We start from the raw sequence: 18,188 nt of genomic DNA, 5'->3' as shown, positions 1-18,188 counted from the left end.
GGATTGGGTCATAGTGTCTGTCGTTGCCAGAACATCGGGGTACTCATTGGGGACAGACATAAATGAGTAGTCGTAGGGGGACACTCCTTCTCATTGCGCGGGGTGGCGTGTGCCGTTAAGCGGAGGGGGTGTATTCCCGACCCATCGTTTGGGCATACAATGGCTATTGTCTTGCTGCGGTGAAGGCCTGTCCGCTCCGCAGCTGTTTTCTACGGTTAAAGGAGAATGTATGTCCGTTGAGGTCATGAGGTCTGTGATCGAGGCCGCCGAGGGCCGCGTGCCCGTCGACACGCTGTTTACCAATGCGCGGATCGTCGACGTGTATGGCCAGCGTGTGGCGCCCGGTAGCGTTGCCGTCAAGGACGGTGTGATCGTCGGCGTGCTCTACGATGGTCGCGACGATGCCGCTGGCACCTACGAGGCAACTGAGGTCGTCGACTGCCAGGGTCGCTATCTCGCTCCCGGTTTTATTGACGGGCATCTGCACATTGAGTCCTCGAACATCCGTCCCGCCGAGTATGCTCGCATGGCCGCGACGCGCGGTACTACCACCGCCATTGCCGACAGCCACGAGATTGCCAATGTTGCCGGTCTCGACGGCCTGCGCTTTATGATCGAGGATGGTCGTCGTGCGCCCATCTCCATCAAGTACATGATGCCTTCGTGCGTGCCCGCACTGCCCGACGAGCAAGCGGGCGCTGTGATTACCGCCGCTGACATGCAGGCGTTTTTTGCCGAGCATCCGGGCGATGTCTTTGGTCTGGGCGAAATGATGAACCTGCCGGGCGTCTTTATGGCCGACCCCGAGACCTGTGCCCGCATCGATGCTGCCAACCAGACGCCGTCCAAGCAGGTTGACGGCCACGCGCCGCTCGTTGCCGGTATGGACCTCAACGCCTATGCCGCAGCGGGCATTATCGCCGACCACGAGTCGACGATTCCCGAGGAGGCGCTCGACAAGCTGTCCCGCGGCATGTATGTGATGCTGCGTGAGGGCACGTGCAGCCACGACCTGGCCAATTTGTCTCCGATGCTGCTGGAGAACCCTGCCCGCGCCCGCCGCTGCTGCTTTGCGACCGACGACCGCGCTCCCTCCGATGCTCTTTCGACCGGCATGATCGACAATGCCTGCCGCGTGGCCATCGAGGCCGGCATCGACCCGGTGGTCGCCATCTCCATGGCGTCCCTTTCCACGGCTGAGGCATTTGGCCTGGACCACGGCTGTCGCGACCCGCATGAGCTCCGTGGCGCGATCGCCCCGGGCAAACGCGCCGACCTGCTGTTGCTCGATGACCTGACGTTTGCCAAGGCTCCGCATCGCGTATATGCCGCCGGTGCTCTGGTGGCGCAGGACGGCACCTTTGTGGGCGAGATCGCACCCGAGATGGCCGAGGTTGCGGCCCTTGCCGATGAGCTGCGCGCCTCCGTTAAGCTGCCGAAGCTTTCGCTCGACGTGTTTGACTATGCCTTTAAGCCGGGCGAGGCCGTGATTGACGTGGTGCCGGGTAAGGCCATCACGGGCATGGCTCGCCCCGAGAGCGCCGAGGGCCTGCGCCGCATTATGCTGATCGAGCGCCACGGCCGCGGCGTGTCACTGCAGGCCGAGGGCGCCGACGGTGATGGTCCTGCGGGCCTGGGTCTCGTTGGCAAGCACATTGGTCGCGGCTGGGTGCGCGGCTTTACCATCACGGGCGGTGCCATCGCCTCGACGATTGGCCACGATTCGCACAACGTGTGCGTGGTGGGCGACAACGCGGCCGACATGATGGCTGCCGTCGAGGCTGTTGGCCAGGGCGGCCACGTGCTGGTACGCGATGGCGAGGTCGTAGCGCGCATCCCGCTGGCGCTCGGTGGCCTGATGAGCGAGGGCACGGCCGAGGATGTCGCCGCGCAGCACGACGACTTTATGGTCAAGGCGCGCGCCATGGGCATCGAGCCGCCGCTCGACCCCATCATGGGCATCATCTTCCTGCCCCTGCCGGTGATCCCGACGCTCCGCATCCGCCCCGAGGGCATGTTCGACGTCACCACCTTCACCTACGCCGACTAGTCATCGGGGACGTTCTTAAACGACTAGTCGTCGGGGACACTCTTCCGTGTGTCGCCTGCCGCCGCGGTCGTGGGCTCTCTGGCACGCGTGAGCTATTTGCCAGGTCTATGTAACGTTTACGCCCGCGGAGTCTTATTTGAGCTCCCTTTGGGTACGTTGGAATCGGATACACGTTCGATTCCAACAAGCCCGAAGGGAGCTTTTCTATGTTTAAACTGATTGCATCCGATATGGACGGCACACTGCTTGACGAAAACGGCCAGGTGCCTCCCGAGACCTACGAACTGATTCTGGCGCTACACGAGCATGGCGTGCATTTCGCCGCATCGTCAGGTCGTCGCTACGATCGCCTGTGCGAGTTCTTTGCGCCCGTTCGCGACAAGATGGACTTTGTCGCCGCTAACGGCGCCCAAGTCTACGCCGACGGTAAGATGGTAGACCGTGAGGTGTATTCCCACCTGGCGATTCGAAGGCTCGCCCAAGCCGTCAGGACGTTTCCCAATCTGCATCTTGCGCTCTTTGACCGAACCAAGTCCTTCCTGCTCGATGACGAGTGCAAGTTCGTGCGTGAGGTCGATAAGGACCTTCCCAATGCCGAGCGTATTTGGGAGCTGCCCGATCCCAGCGTAAATATCATCAAAGCGAGTATCTTTTGCGACGACAGTGCGGTTATGGACAGTGCGTACGTGCTACAGCGCGAACTTGGTCAGCTCTTTACTTTTGCGCCTTCGGGCAACGCGTGGATCGATGCCATGCAGCCCGGTGTGTCGAAGGCCTCGGGTATCGCGCAGCTCGCGGAGCATTACGGCATTGGTCGCGACGAGGTCATGGCGTTTGGCGACTCGATGAACGACTACGAGATCATTCGCTTTGTCGGCACGGGCTGCGCGATGGAAAACGCGCGCCCCGCGCTTAAGGCGGTGGCCGATCGCGTGGTGGGTTGTAACCGCGACCACGCCGTCCAGCAGGAGCTCCGTCGCGTGCTGGAGAGTCTCTCCTAATCCGGCAGATGGGGACGTTCCTTTTCTGCCGACAGTGGGGGACAGTCCTTGCAGCTTTTTGCGAAGAGTGTCCCCAGTGACTAGTCGTTTAAGAACGTCCCCAATGACTGACCAATGACTAGGCGAGGGCGGCCATAATGGTGCGGGCGACGCCGTCGTGGTCGTTGTCGTATTCGGTGATGGCGTCGGCGGCCTCGCGATCTTCGGGCTCGGCGTTGATCATGGCCATGCCATGGCCCGCTGCCTGCAGCATGGGGATGTCGTTGATGTTGTCGCCGAACGCCCAGGCGTCGGCGAGACGCTCGCCCAGATGCTCACACAGCCACGTGAGGGCCGTTCCCTTGGTGGCGCCTTCGCCCATAACCTCGATATTCATGGCGTACGAACGCGTGACCTCAATGCCTCCGAGCGTGTCGAGCGCCGCCGCGATGGCGTCGCGATCGGCGGGGTCGTGCCAGTACATAGCGATGCGTTCGAGCGTCTCGACCTCGTCGATCTTGCTGTCGATATTCATGTCGATCGGCGTTCGTGTGCGCTTGAGCGAAGCCGCGATGTGGGGGTCGCCGCCACAGAACTCATCCAGACGCCCGTATAGCGAGCGGGGGAGGAAGCACTGCCCATCCGCGAAGATATCGAAGGTCACATCGTGGCCGGCGGCAATGCGATGGATGCGGTGGGCAATGCCACGGTCGAGCGGACGGCTCAAGATGCACGTGGCGCGCGAGGCGTCGGTGGGCGTATCCTCGTCGAGCTGCCAGACGCTGGCGCCGTTGGCACAGACCGCGTAATGCACGGCGGGATGGGCGAGAATGGGCTCAAAGATGCCCGACAGTGGACGTCCCGTGCAGGGAACAAACTCGATGCCACGACGTGCGAGCTCGTCGAGCATCGCCCAGGTGGCATCGCTCATTTGCTTATCGCTCGTCAGCAGCGTCCCATCCATATCGGAAAACACAATCATTTGATGCAGCCCTTTCTACTGGCATAAAAAGCGTGGCCGAGGGCTTGGGTCCCTGGCCACGCTCGAGTTCTATAACGGTTCGCGTCCTAGCGGTCGGCGAGCGGCTTGTACTCCAGCGGCTCGATCACCGGACGATAGGCCGGGCGAATAATACGGTGCGCGCAGAAGAGCTCTTCCATGCGGTGCGCCGACCAGCCGGCCATGCGGGCGACGGCGAATAGCGGCGTAAAAAGCGTCTCGGGCACGCCGAGCATCTTGTAGATAAAGCCCGTGTACAGGTCGATGTTCGCGCAGATGGGCTTGGTCATGCCGTGGTCGCGCATGACCTGGGGTGCCAGGCGCTCGATGCGCTCGATGAGTGCGAACTCTTCGCCCAAGTCCTTCTTGGCTGCCAGTGAGCGCGCGTAACGGCGGCACACCTCGGCACGCGGGTCGCTCAGCGTGTAGACGGCGTGGCCCATACCGTAGATGAGACCCGTGCCGTCGAAGGCCTGCTTGTCGAGAATCTTGCCCAGGTAGGCTGCAACCTCGTCCTCGTCCTCCCAGTTGGAGACATGCGCGCGGATGTCCTCGTGCATAGACACGACCTTGGCATTGGCACCGCCGTGGCGCGGGCCCTTGAGCGAGCCGATAGCCGCGGCGTAAGCGGAATACGGGTCGGTTGCCGAAGAGGACAGCACGCGGCAGGCGAAGGTGGAGTTGTTGCCGCCGCCGTGCTCGGCATGCAGCATGAGCATCACGTCGAGCAGCATGGCTTCGTCGCGGGTGAATGCCATGCCGCCGCGCAACACCTGCAGGATAGTCTCGGCGGTGGAGAGGCCGGGTGTGGGGTGCGGTACATGAACCTCGGAGCCGCGGCGCTTGGCGACCGAGGCCATATGCGCGAAGGCGGCGATGCGGGGGAGACGGGCGAGCATGGAGATGGCGACGTCGATTTCGTGCTCGGGTGTAATGGCGTCGGGCTCGGCGTCGAAGGCGTAGAGCAGCAGCACGGCGCGCTGAAGCACATTCATGATGCTCGACGACACCGTGGTCATGGGGAACTCGCGGACGTATTCGTCGCTCAGATGTCTAAAGGCGCCCAGGCGCTCGCAAAAGCCGTCGAGCTCTTCCTTGTTGGGTAGCGAACCCGTGATAAGCAGATAGGCGACTTCCTCGTAGCCGTAGCGATTCTCGGCCTGGGCATTGTTGACCAGATCCTCGATGCTGTAGCCGCGAAGCGTGAGCTTGCCCTGATCGGGCACGACCTTTCCGTCGACCTTGTTGTAGCCGTGCACATCCGAGATGCGAGTGAGGCCCGCGACCACGCCCGAGCCGTCGGCATTGCGCAGGCCGCGCTTGACATTGTGCTCAACAAACAGGCCCTCGTCATAAGGGTCGGTCGGCAGGCCGTGGTAGAGGTTTTCGCTCTCAGACGAAATCTGGCGGCTTGCTTCGTAATCCAAGACCAGACGGCTCAGGTGGTCGTCGAAGCGGTAGTAGATTTTCTTGGCGTCGTAGGCCATGTGCGCTCCTCTCCGGGCCATGTGGTGACGTTGCGCCTGGGCGCACGTTGGGCCGTCTCCACGCAGCCTGTTCGCTACAGGCGGTACATAAAGTTAAAGACGTCCTCGCGCTGGATGGACACGTTGACGCCCGAAAGCTCGCCGGCCTCGGCCAGGGCCTTCTGCAGCTCGGCGAAATCGAGCTTGGACTCAGCGGTGTCGGCCAGCATGGTCATGGTGAAGATGTCCTCGATAATGGACTGCGTGATGTCGCGGATGTCGACGTTGGCCTCGCCCAGGACACGGGTGACGCCGGCGACGATGCCGGGGCGGTTCTTGCCAAGGACGGTGATGACGATACGGGAGGACGAGATCTCGGCCATGGGAAACCCTTTCGCGTGGTCGCGGCGCGCGCGGGGCGCTCCGCTACGGTACAGTGTTCATCATTGTACCTGTCTGGCGCAAAAAAGGCGCGCTCGCTGCGGCGTTACATGCCTGCAACATGAGCGTAAGGGGGAAGGCCGCACGGGGAAGAGCCGTCTGGCGCGTGTCCGGCTCGTGTTGGGTTGATTTCCGATCTCAGCCGAACACATTGAGCGGACAGGCCGTTCCCGCAGTCAGCCGAACGCCTCCGACGGCTGATTCCGAACTGGAAGCGGAGGGCATCCCCGCCCTTCGGTAGGGGATACCGCTCCGCGGCGCATGCCGCGGGCGGCGCCCCTATCGGACCACCGTGACCTCAGTTGGGATGGGCCCAGCACTGCCGCGTACTCGGTGAGCTAGAGCCAACTGTTCGTCTTCACGTCGCGTATGGCGATATTTCGGTCGTCCGGCTCGGTGATGCCGTAGCCGAACGCCTGGAGCGTCTCGATGGACTCCTGGATCCTCTGTTGGAACATGGGACCCGGATCGACCCTCGGCCCGAGGTGCCCGCGCCAAAGGCACGGCGTGGCGCGCAGCATGTTATGGATTTTGGAGATGGGCTCGATGTCGGCGTAGACGTTGAGCGTCGCCATGGCGTCCTTGTGGCCGAGGATCGATTGGAGCGCCTTGATATCGCCGCCTTGGCGGATCCACTGCGTTGCGAACGTGTGGCGAAGGCCGTGGAACGTGATCAGCTCGTCGTTGGTGCCCATGAGGCCGTTGGTCTCCGAGAACGTCTTGAACGCCCTGCGGATATAGCTTGTCGTCGCGAAGGTCGCGCCCGGCTCCGACAGGATGTAGCAGTCCCCGATCTCGACCGCCCCGGTAAGGCCGCGCAAGCGCAGCTTTCCGCAGTCGATCTCGTGGGTCTCCTTCAGGAAGGGGAGTAGGCCGACCGGGTCGATGGGGATACCCCTGGCGTCATGGGTCTTGGTGTCCTTGATGAACGAACCCATTCCCTTCGCGTACGCCACCGAGTGTCTGATCGAGATCAGGCCCGTCTCGAAATCCACATCGCACCACCGAAGGCCGCAGACCTCGCCGATTCGCATCCCCGTGTGCAGGGCGAGTACGACCGCCCTCTAATCCTCGGCGGACCAATCGAGTCCGAACTCCTTTCGGGCATCCTCTTCGCTCATGACTTCGAGAAGGTCTCCGGGTTGGCAACGAAGGGCGAGGCATAGCTGCTCGAGTGTGTTGAAGCGAATGCCGCGAATATGCCCTTTTTTAATACGGGACAGGTTCACGGGCGTGGTTCCAATCCTTTCGGCAAGTTCGTTCGAGGAAATCTTTCGCTCGGCCATGATCTTGTCGAGGCGAACAATTACGGGCATGGCGTTTCCTTATGCAATCTCGTCGGAGTCGAGGTACAGCTCTCGGGCGTACAAGAAGAGCTGGGAAAGCATGAACAGGACGATGCCGAGAACCAGAGAGGTCCAATCGAATGATGAAGCGATCTCTTGGGCGCCGACGGCCCCCTCGCCGCCAAACATCGAAACGGAGGTTTTGAGTGAGCCGGCGTAGAGGCTGGTGGCAGCTTGAACAACGAAGAGAATGCCGAGCACCTTCAAGCATGTCGCAGACCCTTTCTTGAAGGGGTCTCCGCTCTTGATCGTCCACACGAGAACGGCGCTGAGGATGGTCGTAGCGATACCGATGACGGCAGGGACCAATGTCGAGATCGCAAGGGCTGGATACGCGGGGGAGTCTGCAATTACAGGGTTGTCGAGCACTTCGATTGCTGGCTTTAAGGAGAACGCCACTTGTGCGATGGCGGTGGCGCAAAGGGTCGCAGAGGCTATCGCACATGCGATGCGGAAGGAATGAAGCCGGGGAGTGCGATTGTCGGAACTCATAATAACCTCCGAAGAATTTAAAAAACTCAGGTTACTTTTTAACAGTTTATGTTAAATTGACTTTGCCGGCAAGTAATCACAGCATACTGCAACCGAAACCCCTCTAGATTGGAGAGGATTATGTTCAGTACTGTTAAGTCGTGTAAGCTCTTGGTTTTCCTCGGCCTCGCTCTTTGTCTGTTGCTGCCGGGAGCCCCCGCTTTTGCGGATACCCCGATGCCTCCTTCCCAGGAGAGCAGCCAGTGTGCCCTCGTTGAGCCCCTCGGGTATACGGACGACGTCGTCGATACCTACTGGAGCTACAGCTGTCCTCGCGGCGTAAGCGGGCACAGCATCTCGATGTTCAACATCTCTTACAAGACGATCTCCTACCGAAATGGCTATCGCCGATCCGCGCATCATAGGGAATCCCGCCTCGCTGCAATGTGCTCCTGTGGTGTTCTTGGCACAACTGATAAATGGCAATTTGTCTATAGCACCTACTAGATGCGAGGAAGGACCGAGCATTTTGTTCGGCCCCTCTGTTCCGACTGGATGAGGTTAAGGTTGGCGATGAATATGCTCAAAATCTCGAAGGCGATCTTTAGGTCGCTTCTCTCCTCCAGGTCGCTCTGTGTTGTCGTTGTTGCGTTGATGGTTCTTTGTGCTCTGCCCGTCTTCAGGAGCGCGGCTGGCATCGACGGACGGGTCGAATACCTCGAGTCGGGAATAACCCGTGTTGAGCAGGAATTGTCAGCATCCTATGCGGATGCGCTTGTGAATGCGGGGGAGGACGGTGTCTATACCTCTTCATCAAGCATGCCCGCGCTTCTGTACCCTCTTGCCGCGGGACGTCTTATCTTGGCACCGCTCTCTCCCCTACTTCCGTTTCTGCAGATATCGGATGGAGAGTACACCTATTATGACGGATCGAAGGAGTACTTGCTATGGGTCGCAACGGCCGTTGCCGTCTCGTTCCTTGCCGCGCGTCTTAACAAACGTGAAAAGCTCATCATCCAGGCACCGATGGGCGAGCTGGGTAGACTTGTTGCATCGAGCGTATGGGCGAGTGTTTTTGCAATGCTTGCCGTCCTCGCCATCAATCTTCCAGGGATAATCGCCGCGCTTGTGAAGAATGGCCCGGGCTCGCCGTTCTATCCGATAGGCTACATTCAATATGCGACTCCGGTTATCAAACCGGCTTGGCTGGTGTTCGCGCAGACGGCCATCTTGCAATTCTTGGTGGCAGCGTTCATCTCGCTTGTCGTTCACCTTGCCGTGAAGATTGCCAATAACCCTACGCTTGGAATCGTGTTCGTATGTGCCCTGATGGGGGTGACGATGGTTCCCGGGTATTACGGAAGATCCATCGCTTTACGTGAGTTCGCCCTGTTGAATCCCCTTACGTATGCGAACACTGAGTTGACCGTCGGCGCCTATAGCCCGTACCCGACAACGCAGATAGTGAATCTGCCTGGACTTTGCTTCGAGCGTGGCGCGATTGCCCTCGTATGCGCAATCGGGATCGAGGTGCTGGCAATTAGCCTGCTTTGCGTTGCTGGAAAGAGCGGCTGCGCGTGCCCGATATCCCCGATTTGTCTTGAGAGAGGTTCCTTCACTGCATCGAGAACGGCAACTCGTTCGAGCGCTTGTGCCTCCGCCGTTGCATACGTAAGAACGATGGGGGAAACTGCTCCTGCGTTCTCCTACCCTCGCCGTATGCGCGATTGCAATGTCGACGACGATGCTGGCCCCGGCTCTGGTCGAGATGTTTCCTGACGCTGATAACGTTTCCGCTGTTCGGTATAGGGATGGGGAGCTCCGTTCAATAGATCGGTATCTAGAGCAGAACGCTGCGAATATGGACGTCGAGGGCAAAGCGGCCCTGGAAGACATGCGGGATGCTCTTTCGGGTTTCGTGTACGCGCCTATGCCTGCGGAGGGGTTTCGAAGCCTTGCGACGTACGAGCGCGCTCGAGGTGAGCTGGGCGCGGCAGATGCGACTCTCCTGCAATCGATCGGAATCGAGCCGGAGACTCCTTCTCGTGCGGAGGCGCGTGCCCTTCTGCTTGAGTCGATCGCGAGCTTGCCGGACCCCAAGGTTTACGAGTTAAGTACGAAGATGCCCCCATTAATCCTCCTTTCGTATCTCCAGGCAGCGCTTCCCTCCTTATTTTTGCTGTTGCCCGTGGTTGTCACATCGCTCGCGTGCACCCACCTGCAGTGTCGTTCCCTTCTGGTTCTCCAGATCCCCGCAACAGCGCATGTGCGTTTTCTGACGGCTGTTGCGCTGGCTCTCCTGCTTGGCTTGGTGCTGCTTTTGGTGTCGATGGTTCCCGCTGTCGTTGTGTCCGTGATTAAGAACGGTGCGGGTGGATCGGAGTATCCCGTCGCTCTCATTCGGGCGGGAGCTTCGACAACGTCCATGGTGGGGGAGGCGGTGTTGTGCAGTATTCCGTTGCTGGTCATGGCATACGGCGTGATTTCCGTCGTCGCTGCGTTGACAGCAGCGATTAGCCGCAACCCCGTTGTCACCGGAATGGTTTGCGCGGTTCTCTTGGTGTTGGGTTCGTTGAGCGCTCATGTTGAAAGCGTGGGCATGGGCGTCGCGCTGCTGGCTCCATTCGCCTCGTTTGATCCCGCTTCCCAGGTGGGGACGATTGGGTTCCCTGGGCGAGGGACGAACGCGATGCCTTTTGGAGAGGTCGTCGGCGCATCGGGCGCTCTGCTAGTGGTCTTGGGCGCCGTATCTCCGTTGATGGTGCGCCTGAGTGTTCCAAAGATCGAAAGGGGATGATCTCGATGATTGACCTTCAAACGCTGACGATCTCTTATGGAAAGAAGGTGCTCGTAGATTCGGTGAACGCTGAGTTTGCCCCGGGTACGGTCTACGGTCTCGTCGCTCCGAACGGGCATGGAAAGACGACGTTGCTGCGTGCGATGGCAGGTTTGCCGGGTCCTCGCGTGGACGGGAGCATCGTTCTGGATGAGGTGCAGGGTACGGGTGCGAGAGAGGTCCGTTCTATGATCTTCTATGCACCTGGTGAGGGGACGCTGCTGTATCCCGGATTGCGTGCGGAAGATCACCTCAAGATGGTTTGCGATATGTGGCCGCATGCTCGCGATATCGAAGAGATAGTGGAACAAACGCAGATAGGCGAGTTCGCGAAGATGAGGATCCGCACTCTGAGCCAGGGCATGAAGCAGCAGCTTACCCTGGCGATTGCGTATGCGACGGGCGCGCGGTACCTTCTATTAGATGAGCCCATGAACGCGCTCGACCCCAGCAGGGTGGACTTGCATTCCGAGATTCTCAGGAAGCTGGCCGATTCTGGTACGTGCATCATCATGTCATCCCACATCTTGGATTCGGTCGATAGGCTGTGCGATGAGATTCTGTTTTTGAAGGATGGGAGGCTCATTAGAAGCATTCCGCAAGATGATGCTGCGCCGAAGTCTCCTGGATCCCATTTCGCAAAGCCTGCCGGACGCGCCGAGGGTGCGCTAAGCACGTATCGGCGACTCTACGAAAAGGGCGGGTAGAAATGCAAGTTAAAAATCTATGTGGCCAATGTGATACCGTTGAACCCGCATATCGATACCGCTCAGCCATTCGCCTCGCCCCCGTCGCACGTATCTTCATCCGGTCTGTTACTTTTAATCTAACAATTCTTTGAGGAACGTAGGTGCTTCTAAATGTACTGTCGACTTCTTCTCAAACTAATCCTAAGAGACAAGGCCGTATGGATTTGTACGCTCGTTCTCGCTGCAGCCTTTTCCGTCCCCATTGCGTTCAATTCACCCATCTACGGGCCCTTCTTTATGAAACAGGGCATGCAGAGCTTTGTCGACGCATTCAATACGCGCGCGCCCCAGGCCAGCGGCACAGACCTATCTCCAGAGCAGCAAAATGACGCGGAGCTTGCAAGATACGCGAACGCCGCCCTTGCCGCTCAAACCGACGCCGCCTTTCTCGATTCTGCCGAGAGCTACTACGCGCTCATGGGCGAAGGCTTCCAATCCGGGTCCATCGTGGGAGACCAAGAGACCAATGACGCAGCGCTCGCATATTGCCGTGCCCTGAGCAGCTCCGGCATCACGGATATCCCGGCCTCCGCAAACGACCTGCCATTCCTTTCCTTCCTGCCTTACGCCATTGCCACGGCGCCGTCTTTCCTTCCCTTCATCCCCTTCCTTCTCTCGTCGATACTCGTGCTCGGCGCCACAAGGCCCGGGACCCTGGCGGCAAAGGCGCCCGTGCCCAAATTCCGGCGCCTTATTCAGATCGTGCTTTCGATAATCGTCGCGGGGACCGCGATGCTCCTCGCCGGCCTCGCACCCGGGGGCATTTACGCCTTGGTCCTAAACGGCTTCGGGCAAATTGGGTACCCGATCGCCTTCTTCCATGACGGCGCGCTTACCACCACGACCGCGGGAAACGTCTTCACAGCCCTGCTTCTCGCGCTGCTTGCGGGCGGAACCTTGATATCCGTTTGCTCCGCCGTCATATCGACCGCAACGAGGCGCGTCCTCGCGGGCCCCCTTACCTCCGCGCTGCTTGTCGCGGCCCCGGCATTCCCGTTATTGTCCGATTCGGCACTAGGGCATAATGCCGTGCTCGGGCTCCTGCCACTGCCCGTATTCTCGCCTATCGAGGCAACGGGTTACGTAGGATGCTTCCCGACAGAATTCATTGGCTCCGGTTCAGGCAGCGCATCGATGCTTGCCGTGGCCCTGGCATACGTCGCGGTCTTTTTTACGGTCGGCGCCGTTGCGACACGTTCCCCCAAACAGCCTGGACCCGCGAAAAAGCACCATGGGCTCGAGCTTCTAGACGCGAGCGTGGGATACGGAAGCACGACGATACTTTCAATCGGGTCGCTTTTCCTGAGCCCGGGAACGGCGGCGGGCCTCGTTGCTCCCAACGGCTCGGGGAAAACCACCCTTCTTGAAGCGCTGTCGGGCCAATTTCCCACCCGCATCCGCTCGGGAAGCCTGGCGGCAGACGGAATCTGCCAACGTCGATCAGCCGAATTTGCAGAACTCGTCTACCTGAGCTCTTCGGGCAGCGCGGATCTCTATCCCACGCTATCGGCCATCGAGCACCTTGCTTTCGTTAGGGAGGCGTGGAAATCGGCCGCCGACATCGACTCGCTCTGCGACTCCCTCGGAATCTCCCCATATCTCGACAAGCCGACCCGTAAACTCTCGACAGGAATGAAGCAGCAGGTAAAGCTTGCCATGGCGATAGCGACCGATTGCCCGTACCTCATCCTCGATGAACCGCTGAACGGCCTCGATCCGGGAAAACGGAAAACCTCCTGCGACGCGATGCGCAGCGAGGTGGCGCGGGGACGCAGCGTGCTCATTTCAAGCCATCTGCTCGACGACCTGGCAGACCTTACCAACTCGTTCTACTTCATCGAAGCCGGCACGCTCGTGGAAAAGATCAAGTCGTCCTCGCAGACGCTCAAGCAGGAATACCTCGATACATACGAGAGATGAATGTGGGGGAGTGTTCGGATGAAGTTGATATTTAAGGTCCAGCTCGTGTTGTGCCGAAAAGACCGTGAACCTTTTGTGGGACGCGCGGCGCCGTGGTACCATAGCCGAGTTTGTTGTCTTGGTCGGAAACCAAGACGCCTTATGCGCTGATCGGTAACCAGCGCCTGACCAATAAGGAGTCCTACCATGAAGCAGGGTATCCATCCCCAGTATGTCGAGTGCACGGTGACGTGCTCCTGCGGCAACACCTTCAAGACGCACGCTACCGTGTCCGAGATGAAGGTCGAGCTTTGCAACGAGTGCCACCCGTTCTACACCGGCCAGCAGAAGTTCGTCGACACCGGTGGACGCGTCCAGCGCTTCGCCGACAAGTTCGGTGGCGCCGCTGCCGCCCAGCTCAAGAAGGCTGAGGAGGCCAAGGCTGCCAAGGCCGCCAAGGCTGCTGAGGCCGAGGCCGCTCGCAAGGCCGCCGCTGAGGCTAAGGCTGCCGAGAAGGCTAAGCGTGCCGCTAAGTTTGCCGAGGAGGCTGCCAAGCAGGCCGCAGAGGCTCCCGCAGAGGCTCCCGTCGAGGAGGCCGCTGCCGAGGCCGAGACCACCGAGGCTGCTGAGTAAATAGCTCGCCGCGGAATCGCTCGCATTCATGGCATAAGGGCCGTGCATCCGTTCGGGTGCGCGGCCCTTTTCTTTTTATTGGTGCAAGCTAACCTGTCCCCGTGGCACCAGGTTGGTGCGAAGGGGGCAGGTTGATTTGCACCAAATGGCAGAGAGACAGCGTTTTCCCAGATAGAAGCTGCCAAAATAAACCAGTCCCTTTTTGGCGGGCTGTCGTAGTTATTACGTGGTCGAGCGTGTCGACCGCATAGGCGGCGCCTTGTTTGGCTAAAGTACAAATATCTGTGTTTAACTCGTCCAAGGTTTCATGCCGCGGGCGATGGCCAAAAAGGAAAACCACATGGGATTCATGTCAAAGCTGCTGTCCTTTGGATCCGATAAGGACCTTAAGCGCTACTACAAGATCGTCGACCAGATCAACGGTCTTGAGCCCCAGTTTGAGAAGATGACCGAGGAAGAGCTCCGCGCCCAGACCGATAAGTTCCGTGAGCGCTACGCCAACGGCGAGTCGCTCGACGACATGCTCCCCGAGGCTTTTGCCACCGTGCGCGAGGCTTCCAAGCGCACCATGGGCATGCGCCACTTTGACGTGCAACTCATTGGCGCCATGGCACTGCACGAGGGCCACATCGCCGAGATGAAGACCGGCGAAGGTAAGACCCTCGTCTCCACGTTGGCTGGCTATCTCAACGCTATTGCCGGCAAGGGCGTGCACGTCGTTACTGTCAATGATTACCTTGCCAAGCGCGACTCCGAGTGGATGGGCCGCATCTACAAGTACCTGGGAATGACCGTCGGTCTGCTCCAGAACAACATGCCGCTCGAGCTCAAGCGTCCGGCCTACCAGGCAGACGTCACCTACGGCACCAACTCCGAGTTCGGTTTCGACTACCTGCGCGACAACATGGTTACCCGGCCCGAGCAGCGCGTACAGCGCGGCCACAACTACGCCATCGTCGACGAGGTCGACTCCATCCTGATCGATGAGGCTCGCACCCCGCTGATTATCTCGGGCGCCGGCACCAAGTCCGCCAGCACCTATAAGGACTTCGCGCGCGCCGTGCGCGGCCTGGAGCGCGGTGAGGACGTGTCGCACGACATGCTCACCGCCACCGAGGACGTCGAGCCCACGGGCGACTACGTCATGGACGAGGCCAAGCACACCATCGCCGCCACCGAGCGCGGCCTTAAGAAGATCGAGCGCCGCCTGGGCATCGATGACATCTATGCCGACCTCTCGGGCCAGCTGGTCAACCACCTGCAGCAGGCGCTGAAGGCCCAGTACATGTTCCACCGCGACAAGCAGTATGTGGTCACCAACGGCGAGGTCAAGATCGTCGACGAGTTCACCGGCCGCATTATGGAAGGCCGCCGTTACTCCGAGGGCCTGCACCAGGCCATCGAGGCCAAAGAGGGCGTGCTCGTACGCGAGGAGAACCAGACGCTGGCCACTATCACCTTGCAGAACTACTTCCGTCTGTATGACAAGCTCTCCGGCATGACCGGCACGGCACTCACCGAGGATGCCGAGTTCCGCGAGATCTACAAGCTGCCCGTCGAGGTCATCCCCTCCAACAAACCCGTTCAGCGTGTTGATCACGAGGACCTGGTGTACCGTACCATTCAGGCCAAGTACAACGCCGTCGCCGACGATGTCGAGCAGCGTCACGCCAAGGGCCAGCCGGTCCTGGTGGGCACCGTCTCCATCGAGAGCTCCGAGAAGCTGTCGGCCGCCCTTACCAAGCGCGGCATCGCGCACGAGGTCCTCAACGCCAAGCACCATGAGCGCGAGGCTCATATCGTTGCCCAGGCCGGACGCTACGGCGCCGTGACCATCGCTACCAACATGGCCGGTCGTGGTACCGACATCCTGTTGGGCGGCAACCCCGACGAGCTGGTGCGCGAGCGCCTTGAGTACGAGGGCCTGACCATGGAGGACGTGACGCCCGAGCAGCTTGAGCAGTTTAACGCCGAGGCCAAGGAGACCTGCAAGGCCGAGCGCGAGCGCGTGCTTGCCGCCGGCGGCCTGACCGTTATCGGCACCGAGCGCCACGAGTCCCGTCGTATCGACAACCAGCTGCGCGGCCGCTCCGGCCGTCAGGGCGATCCGGGCGAGACCCAGTTCTACCTGTCGCTCGAGGACGACCTCATGCGCCTGTTCGGCGGCGACAAGATGGACCGCGTCTCCAAGATGATGGTCACGGCCGACATGGGCGACGACATGCCCATCCAGCACAAGATCATCTCCAAGGCCGTCGAGAGCGCCCAGCACAAGGTCGAGAGCATCAACTTCTCCATGCGCAAGAGCGTCCTTGAGTACGACGACGTCATGAACAAGCAGCGCCAGGTCATCTACGCTGAGCGCAATAAGATTCTGGACGGCAAGGACCTGACCGACCACATCACCGAGGTCATGCACGACACCGTGTACCGCTGCGTTCAGGAGTTCTGCACCAAGGACAGTCACGATGGCGAGCGCGACCTGGAGGGCCTGCGCAAGTGGGTTGTGGAGCTCACCGGCCACATCGATACGCCGAAGTTCCCCGACGAGGATTATGAGGCTCTGGCTGCCGATGTCCTGGCTTACGTAGAGAAGTGCTACAACATGAAGGCCGAGCGCTTGGGCGAGGACCTGATGCGCGAGCTCAACACCCAGGTCATGCTGCGCGTCATTGATACCCGCTGGATGAACTACCTGCAGGAGATGGACTATCTCAAGACCGGCATCGGCCTGCGCGGCTTTGGCCAGCGCGACCCGCTGGTCGAGTACAAGACCGAGGCCTACGGCGCGTTCCAGATCCTCGTCGACACCATGTACGAGGATTACCTGCGCACGGTTCTGCGCATCGAGATCAAGGCTGCCCCGCGTGCCGTGGAGCACAAGGAAGAGCCCGCGCTCGAGGGTGCGCGCTTCTCCGGTCCTGCCGAGGTCGATGGCGACAACGGCAACTCGGTGCTGCGCAAGCAGGCGCAGGTGCAGGCCCGCACGGCTGTCCAGGGTGGTCCGGCTGCCGTCAACAACGGTGGCAAGGTGACCACCTATCGCAAGTCCGAGAGCGACGATCCGTACGTCAACGTGGGCCGCAACGACCCGTGCCCCTGCGGTAGCGGCAAGAAGTTTAAGTACTGCCACGGCAGGAATCGTTAATGGCTGAGGCTTTAGAGGTAACGCTCGCCGAGCTGGACGCGTTTGCGGACCGGCTCGGCGAGGGCGAGTCGTATCTCCACTTGGACGAAAAGCGCACGCGCGTGACCGAGCTCGAGGCCAAAAGCGTGGCCCCCGGCTTTTGGGATGACGCCGACGCCGCCCGTGCCACCATGGAGGAAATCGCGCGCACCAAGGAAGATATCGCCGCCGTGGACAACGCGCGCGGCGAGCTTTCCGATGCCCGCGCCGCGCTGGAGCTTGCCGAGGAGATGGGGGATGACCCCGATGCCGCCGCTCTTCGCGAGGAGGCTACAGCCACGGCTGAGCGCCTGGCCCGTGCCATCGATGAGCTTGAGCTTTCGAGCTGGTTTACCGGTGAGTTCGATCACGGCGATGCCATTGTGACCATCAAGCCCGGACAGGGTGGTCTGGAGGCCCAGGACTGGACCTTCATGCTCTTTAAGATGTACATGAAGTACTGCCAGCGTCGCGGCTGGAAGGTCACGATTAACGACTGCCCCGCTGCTGAGGTCATCGGCATCGACCGCGCGACCTTTACCGTCGAGGGCAAGGACGCATTTGGCATGCTGCGCGCCGAGGCCGGCGTCCACCGCTTGGTTCGCATTAGCCCCACCGACGACAAGAAGCGCCGCCAGACCACGTTTGCCGGCGTCGAGGTCATCCCCGTGCTACCCGATGATATCGACATCGAAATCAGTCCCGATGACATCCGCGTGGACGTGTACCACGCGAGCGGCCCGGGCGGTCAGGGCGTTAACACCACCGACTCCGCCGTGCGCGTGACGCATTTCCCCAGCGGCATTGTGGTCACCTGCCAAAACGAGCGCAGCCAGATCCAGAACAAGGCCGCGTGCATGCAGATCCTCAAGGCTCGCCTGTACGAGATTGAGCTCGAGAAGCGCGCCGAGGCCCTGGATGAGATTCGCGGACCCAAAACCACGATTGGTTTTGGCAACCAGATCCGCAGCTACGTGCTCTACCCGTATCAGATGGTTAAGGACCTACGCACGGGCGTTGAGACCAGCAACGTCGAGGCAGTTCTTGACGATGGCGACCTGGACCCGTTTGTTATTGGCTATCATCGCTGGGCCACCGGCAACGCCGATGCAGAAGGCTCGGAGATCTAAAACATCGGGCGGCTTCAAGCC

At 60.4% G+C, this 18,188-nt stretch carries 15 protein-coding genes; 9 read left to right on the top strand and 6 right to left on the bottom strand.

All coding sequences use genetic code 11. From position 1 onward, the window contains the following. Window positions 1-229 precede the first annotated feature (229 nt). Window positions 230-2,050 (top strand): adenine deaminase, encoded by a 1,821-nt coding sequence (locus tag DW850_RS06280; RefSeq protein ID WP_117786565.1) that lies wholly within the window; start codon window positions 230-232, stop codon window positions 2,048-2,050. Between the two features lie 206 nt (window positions 2,051-2,256). Further along, entirely contained in the window at window positions 2,257-3,051 is a 795-nt protein-coding gene (locus DW850_RS06275; RefSeq protein ID WP_006235286.1) for a Cof-type HAD-IIB family hydrolase, read from the top strand. A 118-nt stretch (window positions 3,052-3,169) separates the two neighbouring features. Here the strand turns inward: DW850_RS06275 and DW850_RS06270 are convergent, their stop codons facing one another. The 6 genes from DW850_RS06270 to DW850_RS06245 all read right to left on the bottom strand — a co-directional run bounded on the left by DW850_RS06270 (window position 3,170) and on the right by DW850_RS06245 (window position 7,775). After that, on the bottom strand, window positions 3,170-4,012 hold the full coding sequence (locus tag DW850_RS06270; RefSeq protein ID WP_117786564.1) for a Cof-type HAD-IIB family hydrolase: 843 nt from the start codon (window positions 4,010-4,012) through the stop codon (window positions 3,170-3,172). A gap of 86 nt (window positions 4,013-4,098) precedes the next feature. After that, window positions 4,099-5,517, bottom strand: coding sequence for a citrate synthase (locus tag DW850_RS06265; RefSeq protein ID WP_117786563.1), 1,419 nt, complete (start codon window positions 5,515-5,517; stop codon window positions 4,099-4,101). A gap of 74 nt (window positions 5,518-5,591) precedes the next feature. Beyond that, window positions 5,592-5,879: an ACT domain-containing protein gene (locus DW850_RS06260; protein WP_006235289.1), complete on the bottom strand. Its 288-nt coding sequence runs from the start codon at window positions 5,877-5,879 to the stop codon at window positions 5,592-5,594. Between the two features lie 396 nt (window positions 5,880-6,275). Next, window positions 6,276-6,983, bottom strand: a complete 708-nt coding sequence (locus tag DW850_RS06255; RefSeq protein ID WP_255360342.1) for a site-specific integrase — start codon at window positions 6,981-6,983, stop codon at window positions 6,276-6,278. Between the two features lie 18 nt (window positions 6,984-7,001). Next, the gene (locus DW850_RS06250) at window positions 7,002-7,253 is read right to left on the bottom strand and encodes a helix-turn-helix transcriptional regulator (RefSeq protein WP_006235292.1); all 252 of its coding nucleotides are present in this window, start codon (window positions 7,251-7,253) and stop codon (window positions 7,002-7,004) included. Window positions 7,254-7,262: 9 nt separating this feature from the next. Next, window positions 7,263-7,775 (bottom strand): DUF2975 domain-containing protein, encoded by a 513-nt coding sequence (locus DW850_RS06245; protein ID WP_006235293.1) that lies wholly within the window; start codon window positions 7,773-7,775, stop codon window positions 7,263-7,265. 552 nt (window positions 7,776-8,327) lie between these two features. On the opposite strand from DW850_RS06245, the gene DW850_RS06235 reads away from it, so the two are divergent. The 7 genes from DW850_RS06235 to prfB all read left to right on the top strand — a co-directional run bounded on the left by DW850_RS06235 (window position 8,328) and on the right by prfB (window position 18,167). After that, window positions 8,328-9,533, top strand: coding sequence for a hypothetical protein (locus DW850_RS06235; protein WP_147349598.1), 1,206 nt, complete (start codon window positions 8,328-8,330; stop codon window positions 9,531-9,533). An 82-nt stretch (window positions 9,534-9,615) separates the two neighbouring features. Next, entirely contained in the window at window positions 9,616-10,551 is a 936-nt protein-coding gene (locus DW850_RS06230) for a hypothetical protein (RefSeq protein WP_147349597.1), read from the top strand. Window positions 10,552-10,556: 5 nt separating this feature from the next. After that, the gene (locus DW850_RS06225; protein WP_117769450.1) at window positions 10,557-11,297 is read left to right on the top strand and encodes an ATP-binding cassette domain-containing protein; all 741 of its coding nucleotides are present in this window, start codon (window positions 10,557-10,559) and stop codon (window positions 11,295-11,297) included. 279 nt (window positions 11,298-11,576) lie between these two features. Continuing rightward, on the top strand, window positions 11,577-13,259 hold the full coding sequence (locus tag DW850_RS06220; protein WP_158565233.1) for an ATP-binding cassette domain-containing protein: 1,683 nt from the start codon (window positions 11,577-11,579) through the stop codon (window positions 13,257-13,259). A 186-nt stretch (window positions 13,260-13,445) separates the two neighbouring features. After that, entirely contained in the window at window positions 13,446-13,871 is a 426-nt protein-coding gene (gene rpmE / locus DW850_RS06215) for a 50S ribosomal protein L31 (protein ID WP_006235303.1), read from the top strand. A 340-nt stretch (window positions 13,872-14,211) separates the two neighbouring features. Further along, entirely contained in the window at window positions 14,212-17,019 is a 2,808-nt protein-coding gene (gene secA, locus DW850_RS06210) for a preprotein translocase subunit SecA (protein ID WP_117786559.1), read from the top strand. Continuing rightward, window positions 17,019-18,167 carry a peptide chain release factor 2 gene (gene prfB, locus DW850_RS06205; protein WP_117786558.1) on the top strand — a complete coding sequence of 383 codons (1,149 nt, stop codon included), beginning with the start codon at window positions 17,019-17,021 and terminating at the stop codon, window positions 18,165-18,167. Before secA ends, prfB begins: the two co-directional genes overlap by 1 nt. Window positions 18,168-18,188: the final 21 nt, after the last annotated feature.

This window comes from Collinsella sp. AM36-4AA (assembly GCF_003467795.1).
In the GTDB taxonomy this organism is placed as follows: domain Bacteria; phylum Actinomycetota; class Coriobacteriia; order Coriobacteriales; family Coriobacteriaceae; genus Collinsella.
Note: the sequence above shows the minus strand (reverse complement) of the source record. Positions and strands in the feature narration are given on the sequence as shown.

Coding starts and splice junctions, on each gene's coding strand:
- DW850_RS06280 (WP_117786565.1), top strand. CDS start 230: ATGTCCGTTGAGGTCATGAGGTCTGTGATCGAGGCCGCCGAGGGCCGC.
- DW850_RS06275 (WP_006235286.1), top strand. CDS start 2,257: ATGTTTAAACTGATTGCATCCGATATGGACGGCACACTGCTTGACGAA.
- DW850_RS06270 (WP_117786564.1), bottom strand. CDS start 4,012: ATGATTGTGTTTTCCGATATGGATGGGACGCTGCTGACGAGCGATAAG.
- DW850_RS06265 (WP_117786563.1), bottom strand. CDS start 5,517: ATGGCCTACGACGCCAAGAAAATCTACTACCGCTTCGACGACCACCTG.
- DW850_RS06260 (WP_006235289.1), bottom strand. CDS start 5,879: ATGGCCGAGATCTCGTCCTCCCGTATCGTCATCACCGTCCTTGGCAAG.
- DW850_RS06250 (WP_006235292.1), bottom strand. CDS start 7,253: ATGCCCGTAATTGTTCGCCTCGACAAGATCATGGCCGAGCGAAAGATT.
- DW850_RS06245 (WP_006235293.1), bottom strand. CDS start 7,775: ATGAGTTCCGACAATCGCACTCCCCGGCTTCATTCCTTCCGCATCGCA.
- DW850_RS06235 (WP_147349598.1), top strand. CDS start 8,328: ATGAATATGCTCAAAATCTCGAAGGCGATCTTTAGGTCGCTTCTCTCC.
- DW850_RS06230 (WP_147349597.1), top strand. CDS start 9,616: ATGGACGTCGAGGGCAAAGCGGCCCTGGAAGACATGCGGGATGCTCTT.
- DW850_RS06225 (WP_117769450.1), top strand. CDS start 10,557: ATGATTGACCTTCAAACGCTGACGATCTCTTATGGAAAGAAGGTGCTC.
- DW850_RS06220 (WP_158565233.1), top strand. CDS start 11,577: ATGAAACAGGGCATGCAGAGCTTTGTCGACGCATTCAATACGCGCGCG.
- rpmE (WP_006235303.1), top strand. CDS start 13,446: ATGAAGCAGGGTATCCATCCCCAGTATGTCGAGTGCACGGTGACGTGC.
- secA (WP_117786559.1), top strand. CDS start 14,212: ATGGGATTCATGTCAAAGCTGCTGTCCTTTGGATCCGATAAGGACCTT.
- prfB (WP_117786558.1), top strand. CDS start 17,019: ATGGCTGAGGCTTTAGAGGTAACGCTCGCCGAGCTGGACGCGTTTGCG.